At 73.2% G+C, this 20,291-nt stretch carries 16 protein-coding genes; 14 read left to right on the top strand and 2 right to left on the bottom strand.

Annotation, left to right across the window (positions count from 1 at the left end):
• Position 1: 1 nt before the first annotated feature.
• From cbiQ to ACFYM0_RS08175, 4 genes are read left to right on the top strand one after another with little or no spacing between them, the layout of a single operon-like run.
• Positions 2–763 carry a cobalt ECF transporter T component CbiQ gene (gene cbiQ / locus ACFYM0_RS08190; RefSeq protein ID WP_388497977.1) on the top strand — a complete coding sequence of 254 codons (762 nt, stop codon included), beginning with the start codon at positions 2–4 and terminating at the stop codon, positions 761–763.
• Entirely contained in the window at positions 751–1,539 is a 789-nt protein-coding gene (locus ACFYM0_RS08185) for an energy-coupling factor ABC transporter ATP-binding protein (RefSeq protein WP_388497975.1), read from the top strand. The genes cbiQ and ACFYM0_RS08185 overlap by 13 nt, the downstream gene beginning before the upstream one ends.
• Before the next feature lie 39 nt (positions 1,540–1,578).
• Positions 1,579–2,763 carry a serine hydrolase domain-containing protein gene (locus ACFYM0_RS08180; RefSeq protein ID WP_388498504.1) on the top strand — a complete coding sequence of 395 codons (1,185 nt, stop codon included), beginning with the start codon at positions 1,579–1,581 and terminating at the stop codon, positions 2,761–2,763.
• Positions 2,764–2,818: 55 nt separating this feature from the next.
• Complete coding sequence (locus ACFYM0_RS08175) at positions 2,819–3,292, top strand: YbaK/EbsC family protein (RefSeq protein ID WP_388497972.1); 474 nt, start codon at positions 2,819–2,821, stop codon at positions 3,290–3,292.
• Between the two features lie 29 nt (positions 3,293–3,321).
• On the opposite strand, the gene ACFYM0_RS08170 is transcribed toward ACFYM0_RS08175, so the two are convergent.
• Complete coding sequence (locus ACFYM0_RS08170; protein ID WP_388497970.1) at positions 3,322–4,974, bottom strand: penicillin-binding transpeptidase domain-containing protein; 1,653 nt, start codon at positions 4,972–4,974, stop codon at positions 3,322–3,324.
• Positions 4,975–5,119: 145 nt separating this feature from the next.
• Positions 5,120–6,901 carry a dolichyl-phosphate-mannose--protein mannosyltransferase gene (locus tag ACFYM0_RS08165; RefSeq protein WP_388497968.1) on the bottom strand — a complete coding sequence of 594 codons (1,782 nt, stop codon included), beginning with the start codon at positions 6,899–6,901 and terminating at the stop codon, positions 5,120–5,122.
• A 142-nt stretch (positions 6,902–7,043) separates the two neighbouring features.
• Here ACFYM0_RS08165 and rsmI point away from each other — a divergent pair, with 142 nt between their 5' ends.
• The 10 genes from rsmI (at position 7,044) to ACFYM0_RS08115 (ending at position 20,195) form a co-directional block, all read left to right on the top strand.
• On the top strand, positions 7,044–7,907 hold the full coding sequence (gene rsmI / locus ACFYM0_RS08160; RefSeq protein ID WP_388498502.1) for a 16S rRNA (cytidine(1402)-2'-O)-methyltransferase: 864 nt from the start codon (positions 7,044–7,046) through the stop codon (positions 7,905–7,907).
• A 295-nt stretch (positions 7,908–8,202) separates the two neighbouring features.
• Positions 8,203–8,574 (top strand): hypothetical protein, encoded by a 372-nt coding sequence (locus ACFYM0_RS08155; protein ID WP_388498500.1) that lies wholly within the window; start codon positions 8,203–8,205, stop codon positions 8,572–8,574.
• 10 nt (positions 8,575–8,584) lie between these two features.
• The gene (locus ACFYM0_RS08150; RefSeq protein ID WP_327253116.1) at positions 8,585–9,463 is read left to right on the top strand and encodes a TatD family hydrolase; all 879 of its coding nucleotides are present in this window, start codon (positions 8,585–8,587) and stop codon (positions 9,461–9,463) included.
• A gap of 760 nt (positions 9,464–10,223) precedes the next feature.
• Positions 10,224–11,396, top strand: coding sequence for a ubiquitin-like domain-containing protein (locus ACFYM0_RS08145; protein WP_388498498.1), 1,173 nt, complete (start codon positions 10,224–10,226; stop codon positions 11,394–11,396).
• A gap of 83 nt (positions 11,397–11,479) precedes the next feature.
• Positions 11,480–12,346 (top strand): 16S rRNA (adenine(1518)-N(6)/adenine(1519)-N(6))-dimethyltransferase RsmA, encoded by an 867-nt coding sequence (gene rsmA, locus ACFYM0_RS08140; protein WP_388498495.1) that lies wholly within the window; start codon positions 11,480–11,482, stop codon positions 12,344–12,346.
• A complete protein-coding gene (locus tag ACFYM0_RS08135) occupies positions 12,343–13,239 on the top strand; it encodes a 4-(cytidine 5'-diphospho)-2-C-methyl-D-erythritol kinase (RefSeq protein ID WP_388497965.1) in 897 nt (298 codons plus the stop codon). The genes rsmA and ACFYM0_RS08135 overlap by 4 nt, the downstream gene beginning before the upstream one ends.
• A 154-nt stretch (positions 13,240–13,393) precedes the next feature.
• Entirely contained in the window at positions 13,394–14,728 is a 1,335-nt protein-coding gene (locus tag ACFYM0_RS08130) for an acyltransferase (RefSeq protein ID WP_388497963.1), read from the top strand.
• Between the two features lie 28 nt (positions 14,729–14,756).
• On the top strand, positions 14,757–16,556 hold the full coding sequence (locus ACFYM0_RS08125; RefSeq protein ID WP_388497960.1) for an ABC-F family ATP-binding cassette domain-containing protein: 1,800 nt from the start codon (positions 14,757–14,759) through the stop codon (positions 16,554–16,556).
• 152 nt (positions 16,557–16,708) lie between these two features.
• Complete coding sequence (locus tag ACFYM0_RS08120) at positions 16,709–18,412, top strand: PQQ-binding-like beta-propeller repeat protein (RefSeq protein WP_388497959.1); 1,704 nt, start codon at positions 16,709–16,711, stop codon at positions 18,410–18,412.
• A gap of 58 nt (positions 18,413–18,470) precedes the next feature.
• A complete protein-coding gene (locus ACFYM0_RS08115) occupies positions 18,471–20,195 on the top strand; it encodes a PQQ-binding-like beta-propeller repeat protein (RefSeq protein ID WP_388497957.1) in 1,725 nt (574 codons plus the stop codon).
• The last annotated feature ends 96 nt before the right edge of the window (positions 20,196–20,291 follow it).

Genomic DNA, 20,291 nt, shown 5'->3' with positions numbered 1-20,291 from the left:
CATGGGCGCGGGCCACGCCCACAAGCTCTACCGGGCCGGGAACTCCCCGGTCCACGACCTGCCGCCGCACTGCAAGCTCGCCGCCACCTTCGGCTTCGTGATCGTCGTCGTGTCCACACCGCGCGAAGCGGTGTGGGCCTTCGGCCTGTACGCCCTCCTCATCGCGGCGGCCGCGGCCGTGGCCCGGATCCCGGCAGGATTCCTGCTGCGCCGGCTGCTGATCGAGGTGCCCTTCGTCGCCTTCGCCGTCCTGATGCCCTTCGTGGCGCAGGGCGAGCGGGTGGAGGTGCTCGGCATGTCGCTCAGCGTCTCCGGCCTCTGGGGTGCCTGGAACGTGCTGGCCAAGGGCACCCTCGGCGTGGCCGCGTCCGTACTCCTCGCGTCCACCACCGAGCTGCGGGCCCTGCTGCTGGGCCTCCAGCGGCTCAAGCTGCCGCCGCTGCTCGTCCAGATCGCCTCCTTCATGATCCGGTACGGGGACGTCATCAGCGACGAGCTGCGCCGGATGTCCATCGCCCGGCGCTCACGCGGCTTCGAGGCGCGCGGGATCCGCCACTGGGGGGTCCTCGCGAAGACCGCCGGAGCCCTGTTCATCCGCTCCTACGAGCGCGGCGAGCGGGTCTACCTCGCGATGGTCAGCCGGGGCTACGCAGGCTCCATGCCGGTGATCGACGAGGTGACGGCCACCCGCACCCAATGGGCGTACGCGGCCGCGCTCCCGGTGACGGCGCTCGCCGTCTGTCTGATGGGATGGACCCTGTGAACGACCCCCTGAACGCACCCCAGGCGCCCGCCCCGCCCTCGCTCGAAGTCGCCGGCCTCGCCTACGCCTACCCCGACGGCCACCAGGCCCTCTTCGGGGTCGACCTCACGGTCGGGCACGGGGAGCGGGTGGCGCTGCTCGGTCCCAACGGCGCCGGCAAGACCACCCTGGTGCTGCACCTCAACGGCATCCTGACCGGCGGGGTCGGCTCCGTGCGCGTGGCCGGGCTGCCCGTGGAGAAGCGCAACCTCGCCGAGGTCCGCCGCCGGGTCGGCATCGTCTTCCAGGATCCCGACGACCAGCTGTTCATGCCGACCGTCCGGGAGGACGTGGCCTTCGGCCCGGCCGCCGCCGGGATGCGCGGCGCCGAGCTCGAGGAGCGGGTGCGGGGCGCCCTGGAGCAGGTCGGGATGGCCGCCTTCGCGGACCGGCCCCCGCACCACCTCTCCTTCGGGCAGCGCCGCCGGGTCGCGGTGGCGACCGTACTGGCCATGCGGCCCGAGATCCTCGTACTGGACGAGCCGTCCTCCAACCTGGACCCGGCCTCGCGCCGCGAACTCGCGGACATCCTGCGCTCGCTGGACGTCACGGTGCTGATGGTCACGCACGACCTGCCCTACGCGCTGGAGCTCTGCCCGCGCTCGGTGATCCTCAGCGAGGGGGCCGTCGTGGCGGACGGCAGGACCCAGGACGTGCTGTGCGACGAGGAACTGATGCGGGCGCACCGGCTGGAACTGCCCTTCGGATTCGACCCGCGCTCGGTCGTCGTCGGCTGACCGCCGCGGTGGCATAACCGCCGGTCGGAGGTTGTTGGACTGCCCGTGGACATCAAGGGTGTGGTGGCGGAGGGCTTCGAGCCCGTCAGGGACGCGTTCGTACGCAACTTCGAGGTGCTCGGGGACCGGGGCGCGGCGGTGGCCGTGTACCGCGACGGCCGCAAGGTCGTGGACCTCTGGGCCGGCACCAAGGACGCCGACCTGGGAGCCGACGGGGGCGGCGGCGCGGAGTTGTGGGCCGAGGACACCGTGCAGATCGTCCGCTCCGCGACGAAGGGCGTGGCCGCGGCCGTACCGCTGCTGCTCCAGCAGCGCGGACTGCTGGACCTGGACGCGCCGGTCAGCTCGTACTGGCCGGAGTTCAAGGCGGGCGGCAAGGAGCGGACCCGGGTCCGCGACCTGCTCGCGCACCGCGCGGGAGTCCCGGCCCTGGACCGCGGGCTGACGGTGGCCGAGGCCGCGGACGGGGTCTCCGGAGCGCGCGCGGTCGCCGCCCAGCAGGCCTTCTGGGAGCCCGGCACCGAGCACGGCTACCACGCGCAGACCTTCAGCTGGCTGTTGTCCGAGCTGGTGCTGCGGGCGACCGGCCGTTCGCTGGGGGGCATCCTGGCCGAGGAGATCGCGGAGCCGCTGGGCCTGGACTTCTGGATCGGCCTGCCGGAGTCCGAGGAGCACCGGGTGGGCCGGGTGGCGCCGGTCGATCCGCCGCAGAGCGCGGGCACGCTCAGGACCCGGCCGAAGCGGAACGTTTCCGCGGCCTACGCCGATCCGGACTCCCTCACCCGCCGAGCCTTCGCGGCCATCTTTCCGCTGCCGGACGAGAACGACCCCGCCTACCGGGCGGCCGAGCTGCCGGCGTCCGCGGGCATCGGCACGGCCCGCGCCCTGGCCCGCTTCTACGCGGCCACCATCGGCGTGGTGGAGGACGGCGCGCGGATCTTCACCCCGGCCACCACCGCGCTGGCCGGCAAGGAGTTCTCCTCGGGCCCCGACCGCGTGCTGGTGGTCAACACGCGCTTCGGCCCCGGCTACATGCTGCACGGCCCCGCTTCCCCGCTGCTGTCCCCGGCCTCCTTCGGGCACCCGGGCCGCGGCGGCTCGCTGGCCTTCGCGGACCCGGAAGCCGGCATCGGCTTCGGCTACGTCACCAACGCCCACGCCAAGTCGGTCACCGCCGACCCGCGCGCCCAGGCCCTGGTCCGGGCCCTGCGCTCCGTGCTGTAGCGGGGCGCCGACAAGTACGTCGCGCCGGCGGTGCGGGGAGCGCTAGCGTGCCGTCATGACGACCACCGCGCACCCCCTCTTCGCCGGAGCCCTCGCCGCACTGGGCCTGGAGCCGGACGTACGGAGCTTCCCCGACGGGACCCGGACCGCCGCCGACGCGGCCGCCGCGATCGGCTGCGAGCTCAGCCAGATCGTGAAGTCGCTGATCTTCGCGGCCGACGGGATTCCCGTACTGGTCCTCATGGACGGGGCCTCCCGGGTGGACGTGGAGGCGGTGCGCCGCGAACTCGGGGCGGGCGCCGTGACCCGGGCGGACGCGGCCCTGGTCCGGGAGACCACGGGCTACGCCATCGGCGGGGTCCCGCCCTTCGGACACCGCACGCGCACCCGGGTCCTCGCGGACCGCTCCCTGCTGGCCCACGAGGTGGTCTGGGCGGCCGCGGGGACCCCGCACACGGTGTTCCCGATGGATCCGCGCGAGCTGATCCGGCACGCGGGAGCCGCGCTGGCCGACGTACGGGAGGGCTGAGCGAGGCCGGGCCCCCGCCCCGCCCCCGGTCAGCCCGCGTTCAGGACGGCCGCCACGATCGGGCCCGCCGCGTCGCCGCCGTGGCCGCCGCCCTCGACCATCGCCGCGGCCGCCACGTCCCCGCTGAAGCCGGTGAACCAGCTGTCCGGGTTCTGTGCCCCGTCCACCTCCGCGGAGCCGGTCTTCGCGCCCTTGTCGGAGCCGTGGACCGAGGACATCGCATTCCGGGCCGTGCCCGCGGTGGCGGTCAGCCTCATCATCCGCACCAGCTGCGCCGCCACCGAGGGCTTCATCCTCCGGGTGGCCTTCGCGATCTCGCGGCCGTCCAGCGAGGCCTTGACGACGACCGGCTGGCGGAAGACCCCGGTGCGGGCGGTCGCCGTGATCGAGGCCATGGTCAGCGGGTTCATCTGGATCTGCCCCTGGCCGATGTACGCGGCGGCCGCCGCCGGACCGGTCGCGTCCGGAACCTTCCCGTCGACGGTGGGCACGCCGACCTTCCACTCGATGCCCTCGCCGATGCCGAAGACCTCACGGGCCTCCTTCGGGAGCGCGTCGTCGTCGTGGACCGGCTTGATCTGCTTGATGAAGGCGGTGTTGCAGGACTGGGCGAAGCTCGTCGCGAAGGTCTCGCCGTCGAGCTTGAAGCCCTTCAGGTTCGTGAAGGTCTTGCCCTCCCACTGCACCTGCGCCGGGCACTCGGCGACCTTGTCCGCCGCCACCAGACCCCGGTCGAGCAGCATCGCGCCGGTCACGATCTTCATCGTGGAGCCGGGCGCGCGGGCACCGCTGAGGGACGCGGGGAAGCCGTCCCCGCGGTGGTCGGCGACGGCCAGGATGTTCCCGGTGCTCGGCTGGACGGCGACCACCGAGGCCTGCGGGAACTTCAGGACCGCCTTCTCGGCCGCCGCCTGGACGTCCGCGTCCAGGACGGTCCCGATCTCCCCGGGCTCGCCCTCGACCAGCGTCAGCAGGGTCCGCCGGGGTGCCTCCTGGGCGACCGGCTCGATCCACAGCTCGGCGCCGCTCTTGCCGCCCTGCCGCTCCCCGTACGTCTTGCGCAGGCTGTCGAGGACCGGGCGCAGCGACGGGTACTTCTCGGCCGTCAGCTCCCTGCCCTTGCGGTCGACGGCCTTGACCGGAGGGTTGGCCGGGGCGCCGCCGCGCAGCTTCTCGCCCTTCTGGAGCTGCGGGTGGAGCACCGAGGGCTGCCAGTCGACGAGCGGCAGCCCGGTGGTGTTGCCGCGGACCACGGTCAGCTTGGACTCGTAGGCGAGGGGCTTGGTGACCCCCTCGTAGGTGACCTCCGCGGCGACGGAGTACGCCACCGTGGTCCCGGTCTGCGTGCCGGGGGTGATCGCGACCTTGGACACGTAGGCCTTGGCCGTGAAGTCGCCGAGGGCGCCCTGCGCCTCCGCCGGATTGTTCGTCAGGTCGGCTCCCGCCCGGGCGTCCCCGGCCGTCCACGCGGCGAAGAACGCCTTGGCGGTCGCCGCGGCGTCCGCGTCGCTGACCGGCCCGCTGCCCTTGGCGGCCGCCGCCGGGCCGCTCGCGCTCGCTCTCGTGCTCGCGGAGCCGCTCCCGCCGGCGTCCCCCACCAGCGCGTACACCCCGTACCCCGCCCCGCCCACCATCGCGAGGAAGACCCCGCCGACGATGGCACCCTTCGCAGCCCCGTTCATCCCGCTCCCCGTTCCCCGTCCGTCCCGACCCCCGGCCCTTGAACGCTGAACACGTTCAATGCGGCCGTGGAGCAGACCTTACGTCGAACAGACAAACGGTTCAGGGGTTTTGGTTGCCCCGGGACATCAGGGATCACCCGCCCCGCTAGACCCAGGTGTCCAGCCACATCCGGTTCTGCCAGGAATCCATCGGGATGGTCTGTCCCGTATAGATCGGCCAGAAATAGATGAAGTTCCACACGATCAGGAGCACCAGCACGCCCGCCGCCACCGCGCCCAGGGCGCGGCGCCTTTCCGAGGAGCCGGCCGGGCCCAGCAGGGCGCCGATCATCATGGCCACCGCCAGGCACAGGTACGGGACGAAGACCACCGCGTAGAAGAAGAAGATGGTCCGCTCCTGGTAGTTGAACCAGGGCAGCAGGCCCGCGCCCAGCGCGCACGCGATCGCGCCCGCCCGCCAGTCGCGGCGGAAGAACCACCGCCACAGCACGTACAGCAGCGCGAAGCAGCCCGTCCACCACAGCAGCGGCGTACCGAGCGCCAGCACCTCGCGCGCGCACTTGGCGGTCTCCGTCGCCGGGCAGCCGTCCGTGCCGGGTGCGGGGGACTCGTAGAAGTAGGAGACGGGACGGCCCAGGACCAGCCAGCTCCACGGGTTCGACTCGTAGGTGTGGCCCGAGGTCAGGCCCACGTGGAACTTGTAGACCTCCGTCTCGTAGTGCCACAGGCTCCGCAGCCACTCCGGCAGGAAGGACAGCGAGCTGTGCTGGTCGTTCTTGGCGGCCCAGTCGCGGAAGTAGCCGCCCTTGCCGTTGTCGGGGGAGAGGATCCAGCCGAGCCACGAGGCCACGTAGACGGAGATCGCCACCGGGACGAGGGAGAGGAAGCCGGTCCAGCTGTCGCGGCGCAGCATCGCCGCGTACGGGGTGCCCGCGCCCGCCGTGCGGCGGGCGGCCGCGTCCCACAGGACGGTCATCACGCCGAAGAAGGCCAGCACGATCAGGCCGTTCCACTTCGTGCCGAAGGCCAGGCCCAGGCTGACCCCGGCCAGCAGCCGGTACGGGCGCCAGCCCAGCTTCAGCGTCTCCGCGATCCGGGCGTCCGGGCGGGTCCGCCCCTCCTCGTCCACCGGGAGCGCCGCCGCGAGCCGGGCCCGCACCTTGTCCCGGTCGATCACCAGCGATCCGAAGGCGCCCAGCACGAAGAACATCAGCACGAGGTCGAGCAGGGCGGTCCGGCTCATCACCAGGTGCAGGCCGTCCACCGCCAGCAGCAGACCGGCCAGGCAGCCCAGGAACGTCGACCGGAACAGCCGCCGCCCGATCCGGCACAGCATCAGTACGGAGAGGGTGCCGAGCAGTGCGGTCATGAACCGCCAGCCGAACGGGTCGAAGCCGAACATCCACTCGCCCAGGCCGATCACCCATTTGCCGACCGGCGGGTGCACGACGTAGCCCGGGTCCAGCGGGAGGGAGACCCCGTCGGGATTGGCGAGGATCGACTTGTCGATGTCCTTGGGCCAGCTCGCCTCGTAGCCCTGCTTGACCGTGGCCCAGGCGTCCTTGGCGTAGTACGTCTCGTCGAATATCACCGCCTTCGGAGTGCCCAGGTGGGCGAACCGCAGCACCCCGGCGACCAGCGCCACCAGCAGCGGTCCGGCCCACGCCAGCACCCGCTCCCAGCGCTCCGCGGAGGCCGGCCCGATCCCCAGCTGCGCCCACAGCTGGGCGGAGGGCCGTGCGTACGGCGGCACCAGGCGGGTGCGCACCTCCGACTGCCGCTTCGCCCCGGCGGGCGGAACGTAGCCGAAGCCGCGCAGGCGGCGCAGCCAGGCGGACGGCTGGTCGGCGGGGTCCGGGCCGGGCCCGGCCTCGGTGGCGGGCGGGGCCCCCGCAGGGCTGGGCGGCGGCGTCGCGGTACTGGTCACCGGCACATCGTAGGGAACGACCCTGTGCCGGACCCAGGGGGACGGGAGTGTGGGGCGCGGCGGTTGGGGCGGCTGAGAGGATGGGGTGGTGACCACTGACCAGCCCCGCTCCGCCGAAGCCCCCGCCCCGGCCCCCTCCGACGTGCACGGAGTGGGCGTCCTCGTCCTCGCCGGGACGCCCATCGGCGACCTCGCCGACGCCCCGCCGCGGCTCGCGTCGGAGCTGGAGCGGGCCGACGTGATCGCCGCCGAGGACACCCGGCGGCTGCGCAGGCTGACCCAGGGGCTCGGCGTGTACACCACCGGGCGCGTCCTGTCGTACTTCGAGGGCAACGAGTCCGCGCGCACCCCCGAACTGGTAGAGGCCCTGGAGGCGGGCAAGCGCGTCCTGCTGGTGACGGACGCCGGCATGCCCTCGGTCTCCGACCCCGGCTACCGGCTCGTCGCCGCCGCCGTGGAGAAGGACATCAAGGTCACGGCCGTCCCCGGGCCCTCCGCCGTCCTCACCGCGCTCGCCCTCTCCGGGCTGCCGGTCGACCGGTTCTGCTTCGAGGGCTTCCTTCCGCGCAAGGCCGGCGAGCGCCTCGGCAAGCTCCGCGAGCTCGCCGCCGAACGCCGCACCCTCGTCTACTTCGAGGCGCCGCACCGGCTCGACGACACCCTGGCGGCGATGGCCGAGGTCTTCGGCGCCGACCGGCGCGCCGCCGTCTGCCGCGAGCTGACCAAGACCTACGAGGAGGTCAAGCGCGGCGGGCTCGGCGAGCTGGCCGCCTGGGCCGCCGAAGGCGTGCGCGGGGAGATCACCGTGGTCGTCGAGGGAGCCCCGGCCGCGGCCCCCGGCGATGTGGACGCCGAGGAGCTGGTGAACCGGGTACGGGTGCGCGAGGAGGCGGGGGAGCGGCGCAAGGAGGCCATCGCGGCGGTCGCGGCCGAGGCCGGGCTACCCAAGCGAGAGGTGTTCGACGCCGTGGTCGCGGCAAAGAACGCGGCACAAAAGTCGCCGTGAGACGGTAAAGAGCTAACCTGAAAAGCAAAGCTCAGACCGCGCACCGGGCGCTTTGGGCATGACTCGCCCAAGGACCGTCCAACACTGGACAGGGCCTGATGCGCTCCCGCCCGAAGAGGCGTCCACTGGCTATGGCACCAGTGGAACAAGAGGAGCTGGCATGAGTGAGATCGCCGAACCCCAACCCGTCTCCGTACCCTCCGCTTCTACCGTCACCGCTCCGGCAGCCGCCGCCGCCGCGGCTCCCGCTCCCGCGGCCGTGCCCACCGTGCACGAGGCGTACTCCTTCGCCTGCATGAAGTGCGGGTACGGGTGGGAGCAGGGATACGAGATCGAGCACCACACCGACGGCCGGGGCATGCCGTTCATCGTCTACACGGCGGACGGCGAGCGGGTCCCCTCCCCCCTGTCCAACCCGACCTGCATGAACTGCGGCGGCCACGTGGTGCGGATCATGCGGGAGGGCCAGGTCAAGTCGGTCATCGGCATGCTCGACCAGCTCTACCACCACCGCGCGGCCCCGGGGATCGCCGGCCCGGTGCCCGCGGGGTACACCGCGAGAGCCCCCAAGCCCCGAAAGGCCTCCCTGCACGACGCCCCCGGACCGGTCCCGGTGGAACGGCCCGGCCTGATGGCCCGGCTGCTGGGGCTCTTCCGCCGGTCATAAGATCGGCCGCATGAGCCGTAGTACGCCGAACGACGCGCCGCCCCCGCTGCCCGAACCGCTCCGGGTGGCGGTCGCCGACTCCCACACCCACCTGGACATGCAGTCCGGCACCGTCGAGGAGGGCCTCGCCAAGGCCGCCTCCGTCGGGGTCACCACCGTCGTCCAGGTGGGCTGCGACGTGAAGGGCTCCCGCTGGGCCGCCGAGACCGCCGCCGCCCACGAGAACGTCCACGCGGCCGTGGCCCTGCACCCCAACGAAGCCCCCCGGATCGTGCACGGGGACCCCGACGGCTGGTCGCGGCAGGGCGCCCGGACGGGCGGCGGCGAGGCGGCCCTCGACGACGCGCTCGCCGAGATCGAGGCCCTGGCCGCCCTCGCGCACGTGAAGGCGGTCGGCGAGACCGGCCTCGACTACTTCCGGACCGGCCCGGAGGGCATGGCCGCTCAGGAGCGTTCCTTCCGCGCACACATCGAGATCGCCAAGCGGCAGGGCAAGGCCCTGGTCATCCACGACCGCGAGGCGCACGCGGACGTGCTGCGCGTCCTGCGCGAGGAGGGCGCCCCCGAGCGGACCGTCTTCCACTGCTACTCCGGAGACGCGGAGATGGCCCGGGAGTGCGCCGCCGCCGGCTACTACATGTCCTTCGCCGGGACCGTCACCTTCAAGAACGCGGCGCCCCTGCGCGAAGCCCTCGCGGTGGCCCCGCTGGAGCTGGTCCTCGTGGAGACGGACGCCCCGTACCTCACCCCGGCCCCGTACCGGGGACGGCCCAACGCGCCGTACCTCATCCCGCTGACCGTACGGGCGATGGCCGCCGTCCGCGGCCTCGACGAGGACGCCATGGCGACGGCACTGGCGGCCAACACGGCCCGCGCCTTCGCCTACTGAGCGCCTCCGGGCCACCACCTCACCCGTTCGCCACGTTCCGTAGCCGTCCGGCTTTGTAGCGTGACGGCCGCTCCGCTAGGGTGCCGTGCCCGAAGCAGCCGGACGGACCAGTGGAGCGAGCGCGATGAGCGATGTGGCCTGGCCGGCCGGTGGACGCGACCCCTGGGCCGCGGCCCCGGACCCGGCCGCGGAACCGGGCCCGGACCCGTTCCTCGCCCCGCGCGCGGGCCGGGACCTGATGGATCCGGACCTGATGGATCCCTACGCGGACCCGTACGCGGACCCGTACCCGGGCCCTGGGGCGGCGGCCCCGGACCCGGCCGCCGGACCGGGGCCCTACCGGGTCCCGGATCCGTACGCGGGGCGTGGAGCGAGCCCGGACGTGGATCCGTACGCGGATCCGGGGGCGGGCCCGGACGCGGATCCCTTCCCGGGCCCGGCGGCCGATTCGGGCCCGGACCTGCTCCCGCACCCGGACGCGGACCGGGACCCGGACCCGGGAGCGCACTCCGAGCCCGCGGTGCCGGCGCCACGCGGCGGCGGGCGGCGACGGACGGCCGCCGAGCCCGGGGCGGGCCGCCGGGCACGCGGCCGGACCCCCGCCCCGGCCGGTCCCGCCCCGGGCCCCGCAGTCGAGCCGGAGCCGCCGGCCACCGGCCGCCGGCGCCGCACCGCGCCGGCGGCGCCCCCGGACACCGCCGGCGCCCCGGCCGGAACGGCCCCCGCGGGGACCGGACGGCGCCGGGGCGGACTCGGCACGGTGCCCGCGCCGGCGGTCCCGGGCCCCGGCTCCGCCCCCGCGTCCGGTCCCAGGCGGCGCCGGAGCGCCGCCCCCGCTCCCCGGGACACCTGGCGGCGCATCGTGCCGCAGGCCCTGGTCGTCGCGTTCCTGGCGGGCGGCACCACCGCCTTCGTCGCCGCCGACAAGGCCGTGCGCCTCACCGTCGACGGAGTCCCGCGGACCCTGCACACCTTCGCCGACGACGTGGACGAGCTGCTCGCCGCCGAAGGACTCGGCATCGGCCCCCACGACCTCGTCGCCCCGGCCGGGGCGCAGGTCCTCGACGACGGGGACGAGATCGTCCTGCGCTACGGCCGCCCGCTGAGCCTGACCCTGGACGGACAGCGGCGCGAGGTGTGGACCACCGCCCGTACCGTCGACGGCGCACTTCGCCAGTTCGGCATCCGCGCCGAAGGCGCCTACCTCTCCGCACCCCGCACCGCCCCCGTCCCCCGGACCGGCCTGACCCTCGCCGTCCGCACCGAACGCAGCATCACCTTCATGGCCGACGGCCGCGAGCGGGCGATCCGCACCAATGCCGCCACCGTCCAGGAGGCCCTCGACGAAGCCGGGATCACCCTCCACGGCCAGGACACCACCTCCGTGCCCGCCGGCTCCTTCCCGCGCGACGGCCAGACCGTCACCGTGCTCCGCATCACCGGCACCCGCGAGATCCGCGAGGAACGCATCCCGTACGCGACCGAGCGGGTCAAGGATCCCGACCTCTTCGCCGGCACCGAAGTCGTCGAGCGCTCGGGACGGCCCGGAGCGCGCAGGGCCACGTACAGCCTGCGCACCGTCAACGGGGTCCGGCAAAAGCCCCGCAAGATCGCCGAGGAGACCGTCCGCGAGCCCGTCAGCCAGCTCGTCAAGGTCGGCACCAAGCCGCTGCCGACCTCCGTCCAGGGCGCGGACGGCCTCGACTGGGGCGCGCTGGCCCGCTGCGAGTCGGGCGGCCGGCCCGGCGCCACGGACCCCTCGGGCACGTACGGGGGGCTCTACCAGTTCGACGTACAGACCTGGCAGGCGCTCGGCGGCAGCGGCCGCCCGCAGGACGCTCCGGGCCCGGAACAGACGTACCGGGCGAAGAAGCTCTACGTACAGCGGGGGGCGAGTCCCTGGCCACACTGCGGCCGTACCCTTTATCGGTGAGCACCGCAGAGCAGCAGCCCGAACCCGCCGTACCGGCGACCGGTACGCCGGAGACCTCCCCGTCCGAGACCGCCCCGCCCGAGATGTCGGCCCTCCTCGGGGCGGCCGACATCCGGGAGCTGGCCGCCGTACTCGGCGTACGGCCGACGAAGCAGAAGGGCCAGAACTTCGTCATCGACGCCAACACGGTGCGCCGCATCGTGCGCACCGCCGAGGTCCGGCCGGACGACGTGGTCGTCGAGGTCGGGCCCGGACTGGGCTCGCTGACGCTCGCACTGCTGGAGGCCGCCGACCGGGTCGTCGCCGTGGAGATCGACGACATCCTGGCCGCCGCGCTGCCCGCCACCATCGAGGCGCGGATGCCCGAGCGCAAGGACCGCTTCGCGCTGGTCCACTCCGACGCGATGCTGGTCAGGGAACTGCCCGGCCCGCCGCCGACCGCGCTCGTCGCGAACCTCCCGTACAACGTGGCCGTGCCGGTCCTGCTCACCATGCTCAGCCGCTTCCCGAGCATCGAGCGCACCCTGGTCATGGTGCAGGCGGAGGTCGCCGACCGGCTCGCCGCCAAGCCCGGCAACAAGGTCTACGGAGTCCCCTCGGTCAAGGCCAACTGGTACGCGGACGTCAAGCGGGCAGGCTCCATCGGCCGCAATGTCTTCTGGCCCGCGCCGAACGTGGACTCCGGGCTGGTCTCGCTGGTGCGCCGGGCCGAGCCCGTGAAGACCACCGCCACCCAGGCCGAGGTCTTCGCCGTCGTGGACGCCGCCTTCGCGCAGCGCCGCAAGACGCTCCGCGCGGCGCTGTCCGGCTGGGCCGGGTCCGCGGCGGGCGCGGAGGCGGCGCTGGTCGCCGCCGGAGTCTCCCCGCAGGCCCGCGGCGAGTCCCTCACCGTCGAGGAGTTCGCGGCGATCGCCGAGCACAAGCCCGCCGCGGAGAGGCCCGCGCTGTGAGCGGGACGATCACCGTACGGGTCCCCGCGAAGGTCAACGTCCAGCTGGCGGTGGGCGCGGCCCGGCCGGACGGCTTCCACGACCTCGCGAACGTCTTCCTGGCCGTCTCCCTCTACGACGAGGTCACCGCGACCGCCGCCGCCGAACTGACCGTGACCTGCGCCGGGCCGGACGCCGGCAAGGTGCCGCTCGACCGGACCAACCTGGTGGCCAGGGCCGCGCAGATCCTGGCGGAGCGGGCCGGGCTGAGCCCCGACGTGCACCTCCACATCGAGAAGCGGATCCCGGTGGCGGGCGGCATGGCCGGCGGCAGCGCCGACGGGGCGGCCGCCCTGCTGGCCTGCGACGCCCTCTGGGGTCTGGAGACCCCGGTCGGGGACCTCCTCGACATCTGCGCGGAGCTGGGCAGCGACGTGCCGTTCAGCCTGGTCGGCGGGGCGGCACTGGGCACCGGGCGCGGAGAGATCCTGACCCCGGTCGCGGCCGGGACCTTCCACTGGGTGTTCGCGGTGGCCGACGGCGGGCTCTCCACCCCGGCGGTGTTCCGCGAGTTCGACCGCCTCACCGCCGGTACGGACGTCCCCGCCCCGCAGGCCTCCCCGGCCCTCCTCGCGGCCCTGGCCTCCGGTGACCCGGACGAGCTGGCCGCCACCCTGGCCAACGGGCTCCAGCCCGCGGCCCTCTCGCTGCGGCCGGCGCTGGCCGACACCCTGGCGGCGGGTACGGAGGCCGGGGCGCTGGCCGCGCTGGTGTCCGGCTCGGGCCCGACGACGGCCTTCCTCGTCCGCGACGCGGAGTCCGCGATGAAGGTGGCGGCCGCCCTGGAAGCCTCCGGCACCTGCCGCAGCACCCACACGGCCACCAGCCCGGCCCCGGGCGCGACCCTGCTCTGACCGGCTCGACAGCCCTCCGGGCGGGGCCCGTACCGTGTGCCGTCCCCGCCCGGCCGCGGGTGTGCCGCTGCGCGGCGCGGAGCCCCGGGGTACCTAGGGGGGACTGAGTATCCGCGCCCTGTTGCGGCCCCCGCCCGCGCGGGACCGTAGCCCCATGGGAGCCAGCGCACAAGACATCGCCGATGCCACCCCCGCCACCCGGGACCGCTACGTCGACCTGCTCCGGGTCGCCTCGCTCGGGACGGTCATCGCCGGGCACTGGCTGATGGCCGCCGTCAGCGGCGACGGCATAGGGAACCTCCTCGCCGTCGTGCCGCCGCTCCAGGTGCTCACCTGGGCGCTGCAGGTCATGCCGGTGTTCTTCTTCGTCGGGGGCTTCTCGCACGCCCTGTCCTACCGCTCCCTCGCGCGCCGCGCCGACGGCCCGGTGTACGCCGCCTTCCTGCGGGCCCGCCTGCGGCGGCTGCTGCGGCCCACCCTCGTGTTCGTCGCCGTCTGGACCGCCGTCGCCCTGACCGCGCAGCTCCTCGGCGGGGGCGGGGGACGCCTGTCCGGGGCCGCGTTCCGGCTGGTCACGCAGCCGCTGTGGTTCATCGGGATCTACCTCGCGATGGTCGCCCTCACCCCGCCCCTGCTGACCCTGCACGAGCGCTACGGCTGGGCCGCCTTCGGGGCCCTGGCCGCGGCCGCCGCCGCCGTCGATCTGCTGCGCTTCGCGGGCGGTGTCCCGTACGCCGAGTTCCTGAACTTCGCCTTCGTCTGGCTCGCCGTCCATCAGCTCGGCTTCCTGCGCGCCGACCGGCGGATCCGCCGTCCCGGCGCCCTCGCCGCCGCCGGGCTCGCCGGGGCCGTCCTGCTGGTGGCGTACGGGCCGTACCCGCTGTCCATGGTCGGGATGCCGGGGGAGAAGGTCTCCAACATGGCCCCGCCCACCCTGGCGCTGCTCGCGCACGGGATCTGGCTCGTGGGCGCCGTGGAGCTGCTCAGGGCCCCCGCCGCCTGGCTGGCCCGGCCCCGGGTCTGGCGCGGGGTGGTCGCCGCCAACGGGGTCGCCATGACGGCCTTCCTCTGGCACCTCACCGCGATGCTCGCCGTATACGCCGCCCAGCTCGGCCTCGGCCTCGCCCTGCCCGAGCCCGCCGGGGCGGCCTGGTGGGCCCAGGTACCGGTCCGGTTCCTCGCCGCCGCCGCGCTGACCTGCGTACTCGTCGCGGTCTTCCGCCGCTGCGAGGCACCTGCCGCGGGCGGCCCGGGCACCCCGAGCGGCGCCGGCCCCGGCTCGGGCCCCCGCGCCGCCCTCGGCACCGTGCTCTGCCTCCTGGGCGTCCTCGGGCTCTCCACGACCGGCCTCGGCGGGCTCCTGGAAGGCCACAGCGCCACCCTGATCGCGCTCCCGGTCACCGCGCCCGCCGCGATCGGCATGGCCTTGGGCGGGTGGCTGCTGGTGGAACGGTCCGGCACTTCGCGGAGGGTTAGGCTGAGGGGCTGATCCACACCCCTTCCCTGGAGCGCTCCTGATGGCCGTCAACCTGGTCAATGTCGAGGCAGTCAGCAAGGTGTACGGCACCCGTACCCTGCTCGACGGCATCTCCCTCGGCGTATCCGAGGGGGACCGGATCGGTGTCGTAGGCCGCAACGGCGACGGCAAGACCACCCTCATCCGCATGCTCGCCAAGCTGGAGGAACCCGACACCGGCCGGGTCACCCAGAACAGCGGCCTGCGCATGGGCGTGCTCACCCAGCACGACTCCCTCGACCCCTCGGCCACCGTCCGGCACGAGATCATCGGGGACATGGCCGACCACGAGTGGGCCGGCAACGCGAAGATCCGCGACGTCCTGACCGGCCTCTTCGGCGGGCTCGACCTGCCCGGCTTCGGGCAGGGCCTGGACACGGTCATCGGCCCGCTCTCCGGTGGCGAACGCCGCCGCATCGCGCTCGCGCAGCTGCTCATCGCCGACCAGGACCTCCTCGTACTCGACGAGCCCACCAACCACCTCGACGTCGAGGGCATCTCCTGGCTGGCCAAGCACCTCCAGGAGCGCCGCTCCGCGCTCGTCTGCGTCACCCACGACCGGTGGTTCCTCGACCAGGTCTGCACCCGCATGTGGGACGTGCAGCGCGGTGACGTCCACGAGTACGAGGGCGGCTACAGCGACTACGTCTTCGCCCGCGCCGAGCGCGACCGCATCGCCGCGACCGAGGAGTCCAAGCGGCAGAACCTGATGCGCAAGGAGCTCGCCTGGCTGCGCCGCGGCGCCCCCGCCCGGACCTCCAAGCCGCGCTACCGCATCGAGGCCGCCAACGAGCTGATCGCCGACGTGCCGCCGCCGCGCGACAAGTCCGAGCTGATGAAGTTCGCCAACGCCCGTCTCGGCAAGACCGTGTTCGACCTGGAGAACGTCACCGTCCAGGCCGGCCCCAAGACCCTCCTCCAGCACCTCACCTGGCACCTGGGCCCCGGCGACCGCGTCGGTCTCGTCGGCGTCAACGGCGCCGGCAAGACCTCCCTGCTGCGCGCCCTCGCCGAGGCCGCCCGCACCCAGGGCGAGGTCCAGCCGGCCGCCGGGTCCGTGACCGTCGGCAAGACCGTCAAGCTGGCCTACCTCTCGCAGGAGGTCGGCGAACTCGACCCGTCCCTGCGGGTCCTGGAGGCCGTGCAGCGCGTCCGCGACCGGGTCGACCTCGGACAGGGCCGCGAGATGACGGCCGGGCAGCTGTGCGAGCAGTTCGGCTTCACCAAGGAGAAGCAGTGGACGCCCGTCGGCGACCTCTCCGGTGGTGAGCGGCGCCGGCTGCAGATCCTGCGCCTGCTGATGGACGAGCCCAACGTCCTCTTCCTCGACGAGCCCACCAACGACCTCGACATCGAGACCCTGACCCAGCTGGAGGACCTCCTCGACGGCTGGCCCGGGTCGATGATCGTGATCTCGCACGACCGGTTCTTCATCGAGCGCACCACCGACACGGTCATGGCCCTGCTCGGCGACGCGAGCCTGCGGATGCTGCCGCGCGGCCTCGACGAGTACCTCGAGCGCCGCCGGAAGATGATCGACGCGGCCGCTCCGGCGCCCGCCCCGGCCGCCGCGGGGAAGTCCTCGGCCTCCGGGGACGCGCGCGCCGCGAAGAAGGAGCTGCAGAAGATCGAGCGGCAGCTCAACAAGATGACGGACCGCGAGAGCAGTCTGCACGCCCAGATCGCCGAGAACTCCACCGACTTCGACAAGGTCGCCAAGCTCGACGCCGAACTGCGGGAACTCATCGCGGACCGGGACGACTTGGAGATGCGCTGGCTGGAGCTCGCCGAGGACGCGTAGGGCGCGGGGCCCGCGCGCCCCAACTGGCCGATAACGACGGCATCACGGGCCGGTCCTCCCTTGGGAACAGGGGTCGGACCGGCCCGGCGCGGTTCTCGTCGGCAGTGATAGAAAGGGCTTCCTCCCACACCCGAAGCCGAAGGTATGCGCTGATGACCGAGCCGCCCCAGCCGCCGAACCAGCCGCCGAACCCTTCCGGTTACGGGCACCTGCCAGGGCCCCCGCAGCCCGGTTACGGTTTCCCGCCGCAGGGCGAGAACCCGTACGCGCAGCAGCCCCCGCAGCAGCAGCCCCCGCAGCAGGGGCCGTACGGTCAGCAGCCGCAGGGCCCGTACGGCGCGCAGCCGCCCGGGGGCTACGGCTTCCCTCCGCCGCCCCCGCACATGCCCCCCGGCGCCCCGGGTGCCCCCGGCATGCCGCCCGGGCCGCCCGGCGGCCCGAAGAAGAAGCTCGCCGTGCTGATCGCGGCCTCCGTCGCCGGCGTGCTCATCCTGGGCACCGGCGGCTACTTCGCGTTCTTCGCCGGCAAGGACGAGGGCACCGACCGGGTCATCGGGCAGGACACCACCCCGCCCGCGGACGACAAGGCCTCGCCCTCCGCCTCCGCCTCCGTGGACAAGGGGGACGGCAGCGGCAACGGCGGTGAGGAGGAAGAAGACCTCAACGCCGGCCGCAAGCAGGGCGAGGGCAAGGTCCTCTGGTTCAAGAGCAGCAAGATCGACGGCCCCGGCGGGGGCGTCGACTCCAAGGGGCAGTGGATCGTCGGCGACACCGTCGTCAAGTCCGTCTGGAAGTCGGTCACCGCCTACGGGGTCAAGGACGGCAAGGAGAAGTGGACCCTGACCCTCCCCGCCGTCATCTGCGGGGTCACCGACATGACCGCGGACGGCAAGACCGTCGTCATGTACAAGAACGGCGAGTCCACCAGCGCCGACTGCAACCAGATGCGGATGATCGACCTCAAGGCCGGCAAGGAGGGATGGTCGAAGGAGGTCCCCAAGGAGAATCTCTTCGACATCTTCACCAACCCGGACCTCGCCCTCACCGGCGATTCCCTCGTCGTCAACCGGATGGGCACGAGCAGCGCGTTCAAGGTCAGCACCGGGGACAAGCTCTTCAGCAACAACGTGGAAGAGGGCTGCCGGCCCAGCGACTTCGTCGCCATGAACGGCAAGATGCTCGCCGTCGCGACCTGCCAGGACGTCGACAAGACCGTCCAGGTCATGGACGCCGACCCGGCCACCGGCAAGGGCACCTGGATCTACAAGCTCCCCAAGGACTTCCAGGTCAAGAACGTCTACTCGCTGGACCCGATCGTCCTCGACCTCGGCAACGGCGACAAGGAGCGCTCCATCGTGGTCCTCGGACCCGACGGCAAGCAGCGCGCCACCGTCTCCGGCGAGGGCAGCTTCCCGGTCGGCTGCGGCGGCCTCTTCAACCGCTCGATCCAGAGCTGTGGTTCCTCCTACGTGGACGCGAACACCCTCTACCTGCCCACCAAGGCCGACATCGGCAAGCCGAACGAGATCGTCGCCTTCGACCTCGGCACCGGCAAGGTGAAGTGGCGCACCCCGGCCGGCGAGGGCCGCACCGTCACCCCGCTCGAGGCGGCGGGCGGCCAGGTCGTCGTCTACCGCGAGGCGGAGAGAGAGAAGGGCGGCGAGGTCCTCACCATCCCGGCCGGCGGGGGCACGCCCACCGCGGTCCTGCGCAACCCGTCCGGCGCCGCCGCCCCGGTGGAGAGTTCCTTCCTCTCCCCGAACGTGGACTACGTGGACGGCCGGCTGTTCGTCTCCGCCTCCCACCTGCAGGCCGACAACAAGAGCGAGAAGTTCCTGATGGTCTTCGGCAAGTGAGCGACCGCCCCGAGAACGAGCAGTCCGCCGAACCGCCCACCGAGAGGCAGTAGCACCGATGAGTACCCCGCCGCCCCCCAGCCAGCCGCCGTCCGGCGGGTTCGGCGCGCCGCAGGACCCGCCGCCGGGCGGCTTCTCCGCGCCCCCGCCCCCGCCGGCGCCCCCGGCCATGCCGGCCGGCCCCCCGCCGCCCCCGGCCCAGCCGCCGACCGTCCCGGCGCCGGCCGCGTCCCCCGGCGGGCAGGCCTCGTACGGGTATCCGCAGGAGCAGTCCTACGGCTATCCGCAGCAGCCCGGCACCACGCCCATGTACGCGGCCCAGAGCCCGGCCGTCCCGGCCGGCGGCGGCAACGACGTCCGCACGCAGCTGATGATCGTCGGCGCGGCCCTCCTGGCCATCGTCCTCATCGTCGGCGGCGGCTTCTGGTACGTCTCCGGCGAGGAAGGGGGCTCCGGCGACCAGCCCGTGGCCGGCGGCAGCGCGAGCCCCGGCGGCGACAAGGCCCCGGGCGGCGGCGGCACCGAGAAGGTACCGGCCAAGACCAAGTCGAAGACCCTGGTCAACGTCCCGATGCCGGAGTCGAAGGAGATCGTCCAGATCCCCGGCTCCTGGCTCACCGACACCACCTACGCCAAGTCCGACATGGCCAAGGTCGTCGGCTACAACCTGACTGACGGCAGCAAGAAGTGGGAGGTCCCGCTCGGCGCCAACGTCTGCGCCGCCAGCCGCTGGGTCTCGGACAACAAGACGGCGGTCCTCTTCGACGAGGCCATGCCGACGGCCGAGAAGAAGTACCCGCAGTGCAGGCAGGTCGGCGTCATCGACCTGAACACCGGCAAGCTCCTGTGGAAGGCCACCGCCAAGTCCCAGACCGGCGGCGACAAGCCCGTCGTGCTCGCCGAGGTGACCGTCAGCGGCCAGACCGTCGCCGCGGGCGGCCTGAGCGGCGGCGCCGCCTGGAACCTCGCCGACGGCAAGGTCCTGTGGTCCGCGAAGACCGACGCGGACCGGTGCGAGGACCTCGGCTACGGGGGCGGCCCGGCCCTCGCGGTGATCCGCCGGTGCGGCCAGCACCCGGACTACGCGCTGTACGCCCAGACCCTCGACCCGGTCAGCGGTGCGCCGAAGTCCTCGTACAAGCTCCCCGCCGGGGGTCTCGACTTCGCCCAGATCGTCTCCACCAAGCCGCTGATCGTCGCGGCGGACGTCAACGACACGTCCAAGAACGCCATCGGCGTCAGCGACCTCTTCGTCGTCGACGATGCGGGCCAGCTCAAGACGCGCATCCCGCTCACCTCGGGCAACTACAACCCCGAGTGCGGGGCCACCGAGGTCGAGGACTGCACCAACATGGTCGTCGGCAACGGCAAGCTCTACCTGCCGACCGAGGAGCACAAGGGATCGGCCGAAAACGGCCGCACCAACGAGATCGTCTCCTTCGACCTGGAGACCGGCAAACTGACCACCGACCGCGCCGACGCCGGCGAGCGCTACACCGTCTACCCGCTGCGGATGGACGGCTCCAACCTCATCGCCTACAAGGTCCCGCCCTACGACGGCGGCGGCCAGGTCGTCTCCATCGACGGCAAGACGATGAAGGAGACGGTGCTCATGCAGAACCCGGCGACCAAGGAGTCGCAGCGCGCCGAGACCCAGTTCCTGCCGGACTCCGGAGAATTCCGCTACGGCAACGGGAAGTTCTTCATCGCCCGCACCGCCGTGATGAGCAGGTCCTCGGGTTCCGACCCGTACTACTCCTTCGTCTCCTTCACGACGGGCTGACCGGCGGCGGCAGCCGCCCGGACCCCCGGAGCTCCGGCCCCCGGACCTCCAGACCCCGCAGAACCCCCAGAACACCCGGAAGCCCCCGGAAGGTCC

The sequence above is a fragment of the Streptomyces sp. NPDC006487 genome (assembly GCF_042870555.1).
GTDB lineage: Bacteria > Actinomycetota > Actinomycetes > Streptomycetales > Streptomycetaceae > Streptomyces.
The sequence above is the reverse complement of the archived record's forward strand: the minus strand, read 5'-3'. Positions and strand labels throughout refer to the sequence as shown.

Excerpts from the sequence above, each read along its gene's own strand:
- cbiQ (WP_388497977.1), top strand. The coding sequence starts at position 2 with ATGGGCGCGGGCCACGCCCACAAGCTCTACCGGGCCGGGAACTCCCCG.
- ACFYM0_RS08185 (WP_388497975.1), top strand. The coding sequence starts at position 751 with ATGGACCCTGTGAACGACCCCCTGAACGCACCCCAGGCGCCCGCCCCG.
- ACFYM0_RS08175 (WP_388497972.1), top strand. The coding sequence starts at position 2,819 with ATGACGACCACCGCGCACCCCCTCTTCGCCGGAGCCCTCGCCGCACTG.
- ACFYM0_RS08170 (WP_388497970.1), bottom strand. The coding sequence starts at position 4,974 with ATGAACGGGGCTGCGAAGGGTGCCATCGTCGGCGGGGTCTTCCTCGCG.
- ACFYM0_RS08155 (WP_388498500.1), top strand. The coding sequence starts at position 8,203 with ATGAAGTGCGGGTACGGGTGGGAGCAGGGATACGAGATCGAGCACCAC.
- ACFYM0_RS08150 (WP_327253116.1), top strand. The coding sequence starts at position 8,585 with ATGAGCCGTAGTACGCCGAACGACGCGCCGCCCCCGCTGCCCGAACCG.
- rsmA (WP_388498495.1), top strand. The coding sequence starts at position 11,480 with ATGTCGGCCCTCCTCGGGGCGGCCGACATCCGGGAGCTGGCCGCCGTA.
- ACFYM0_RS08130 (WP_388497963.1), top strand. The coding sequence starts at position 13,394 with ATGGGAGCCAGCGCACAAGACATCGCCGATGCCACCCCCGCCACCCGG.
- ACFYM0_RS08125 (WP_388497960.1), top strand. The coding sequence starts at position 14,757 with ATGGCCGTCAACCTGGTCAATGTCGAGGCAGTCAGCAAGGTGTACGGC.
- ACFYM0_RS08120 (WP_388497959.1), top strand. The coding sequence starts at position 16,709 with ATGACCGAGCCGCCCCAGCCGCCGAACCAGCCGCCGAACCCTTCCGGT.
- ACFYM0_RS08115 (WP_388497957.1), top strand. The coding sequence starts at position 18,471 with ATGAGTACCCCGCCGCCCCCCAGCCAGCCGCCGTCCGGCGGGTTCGGC.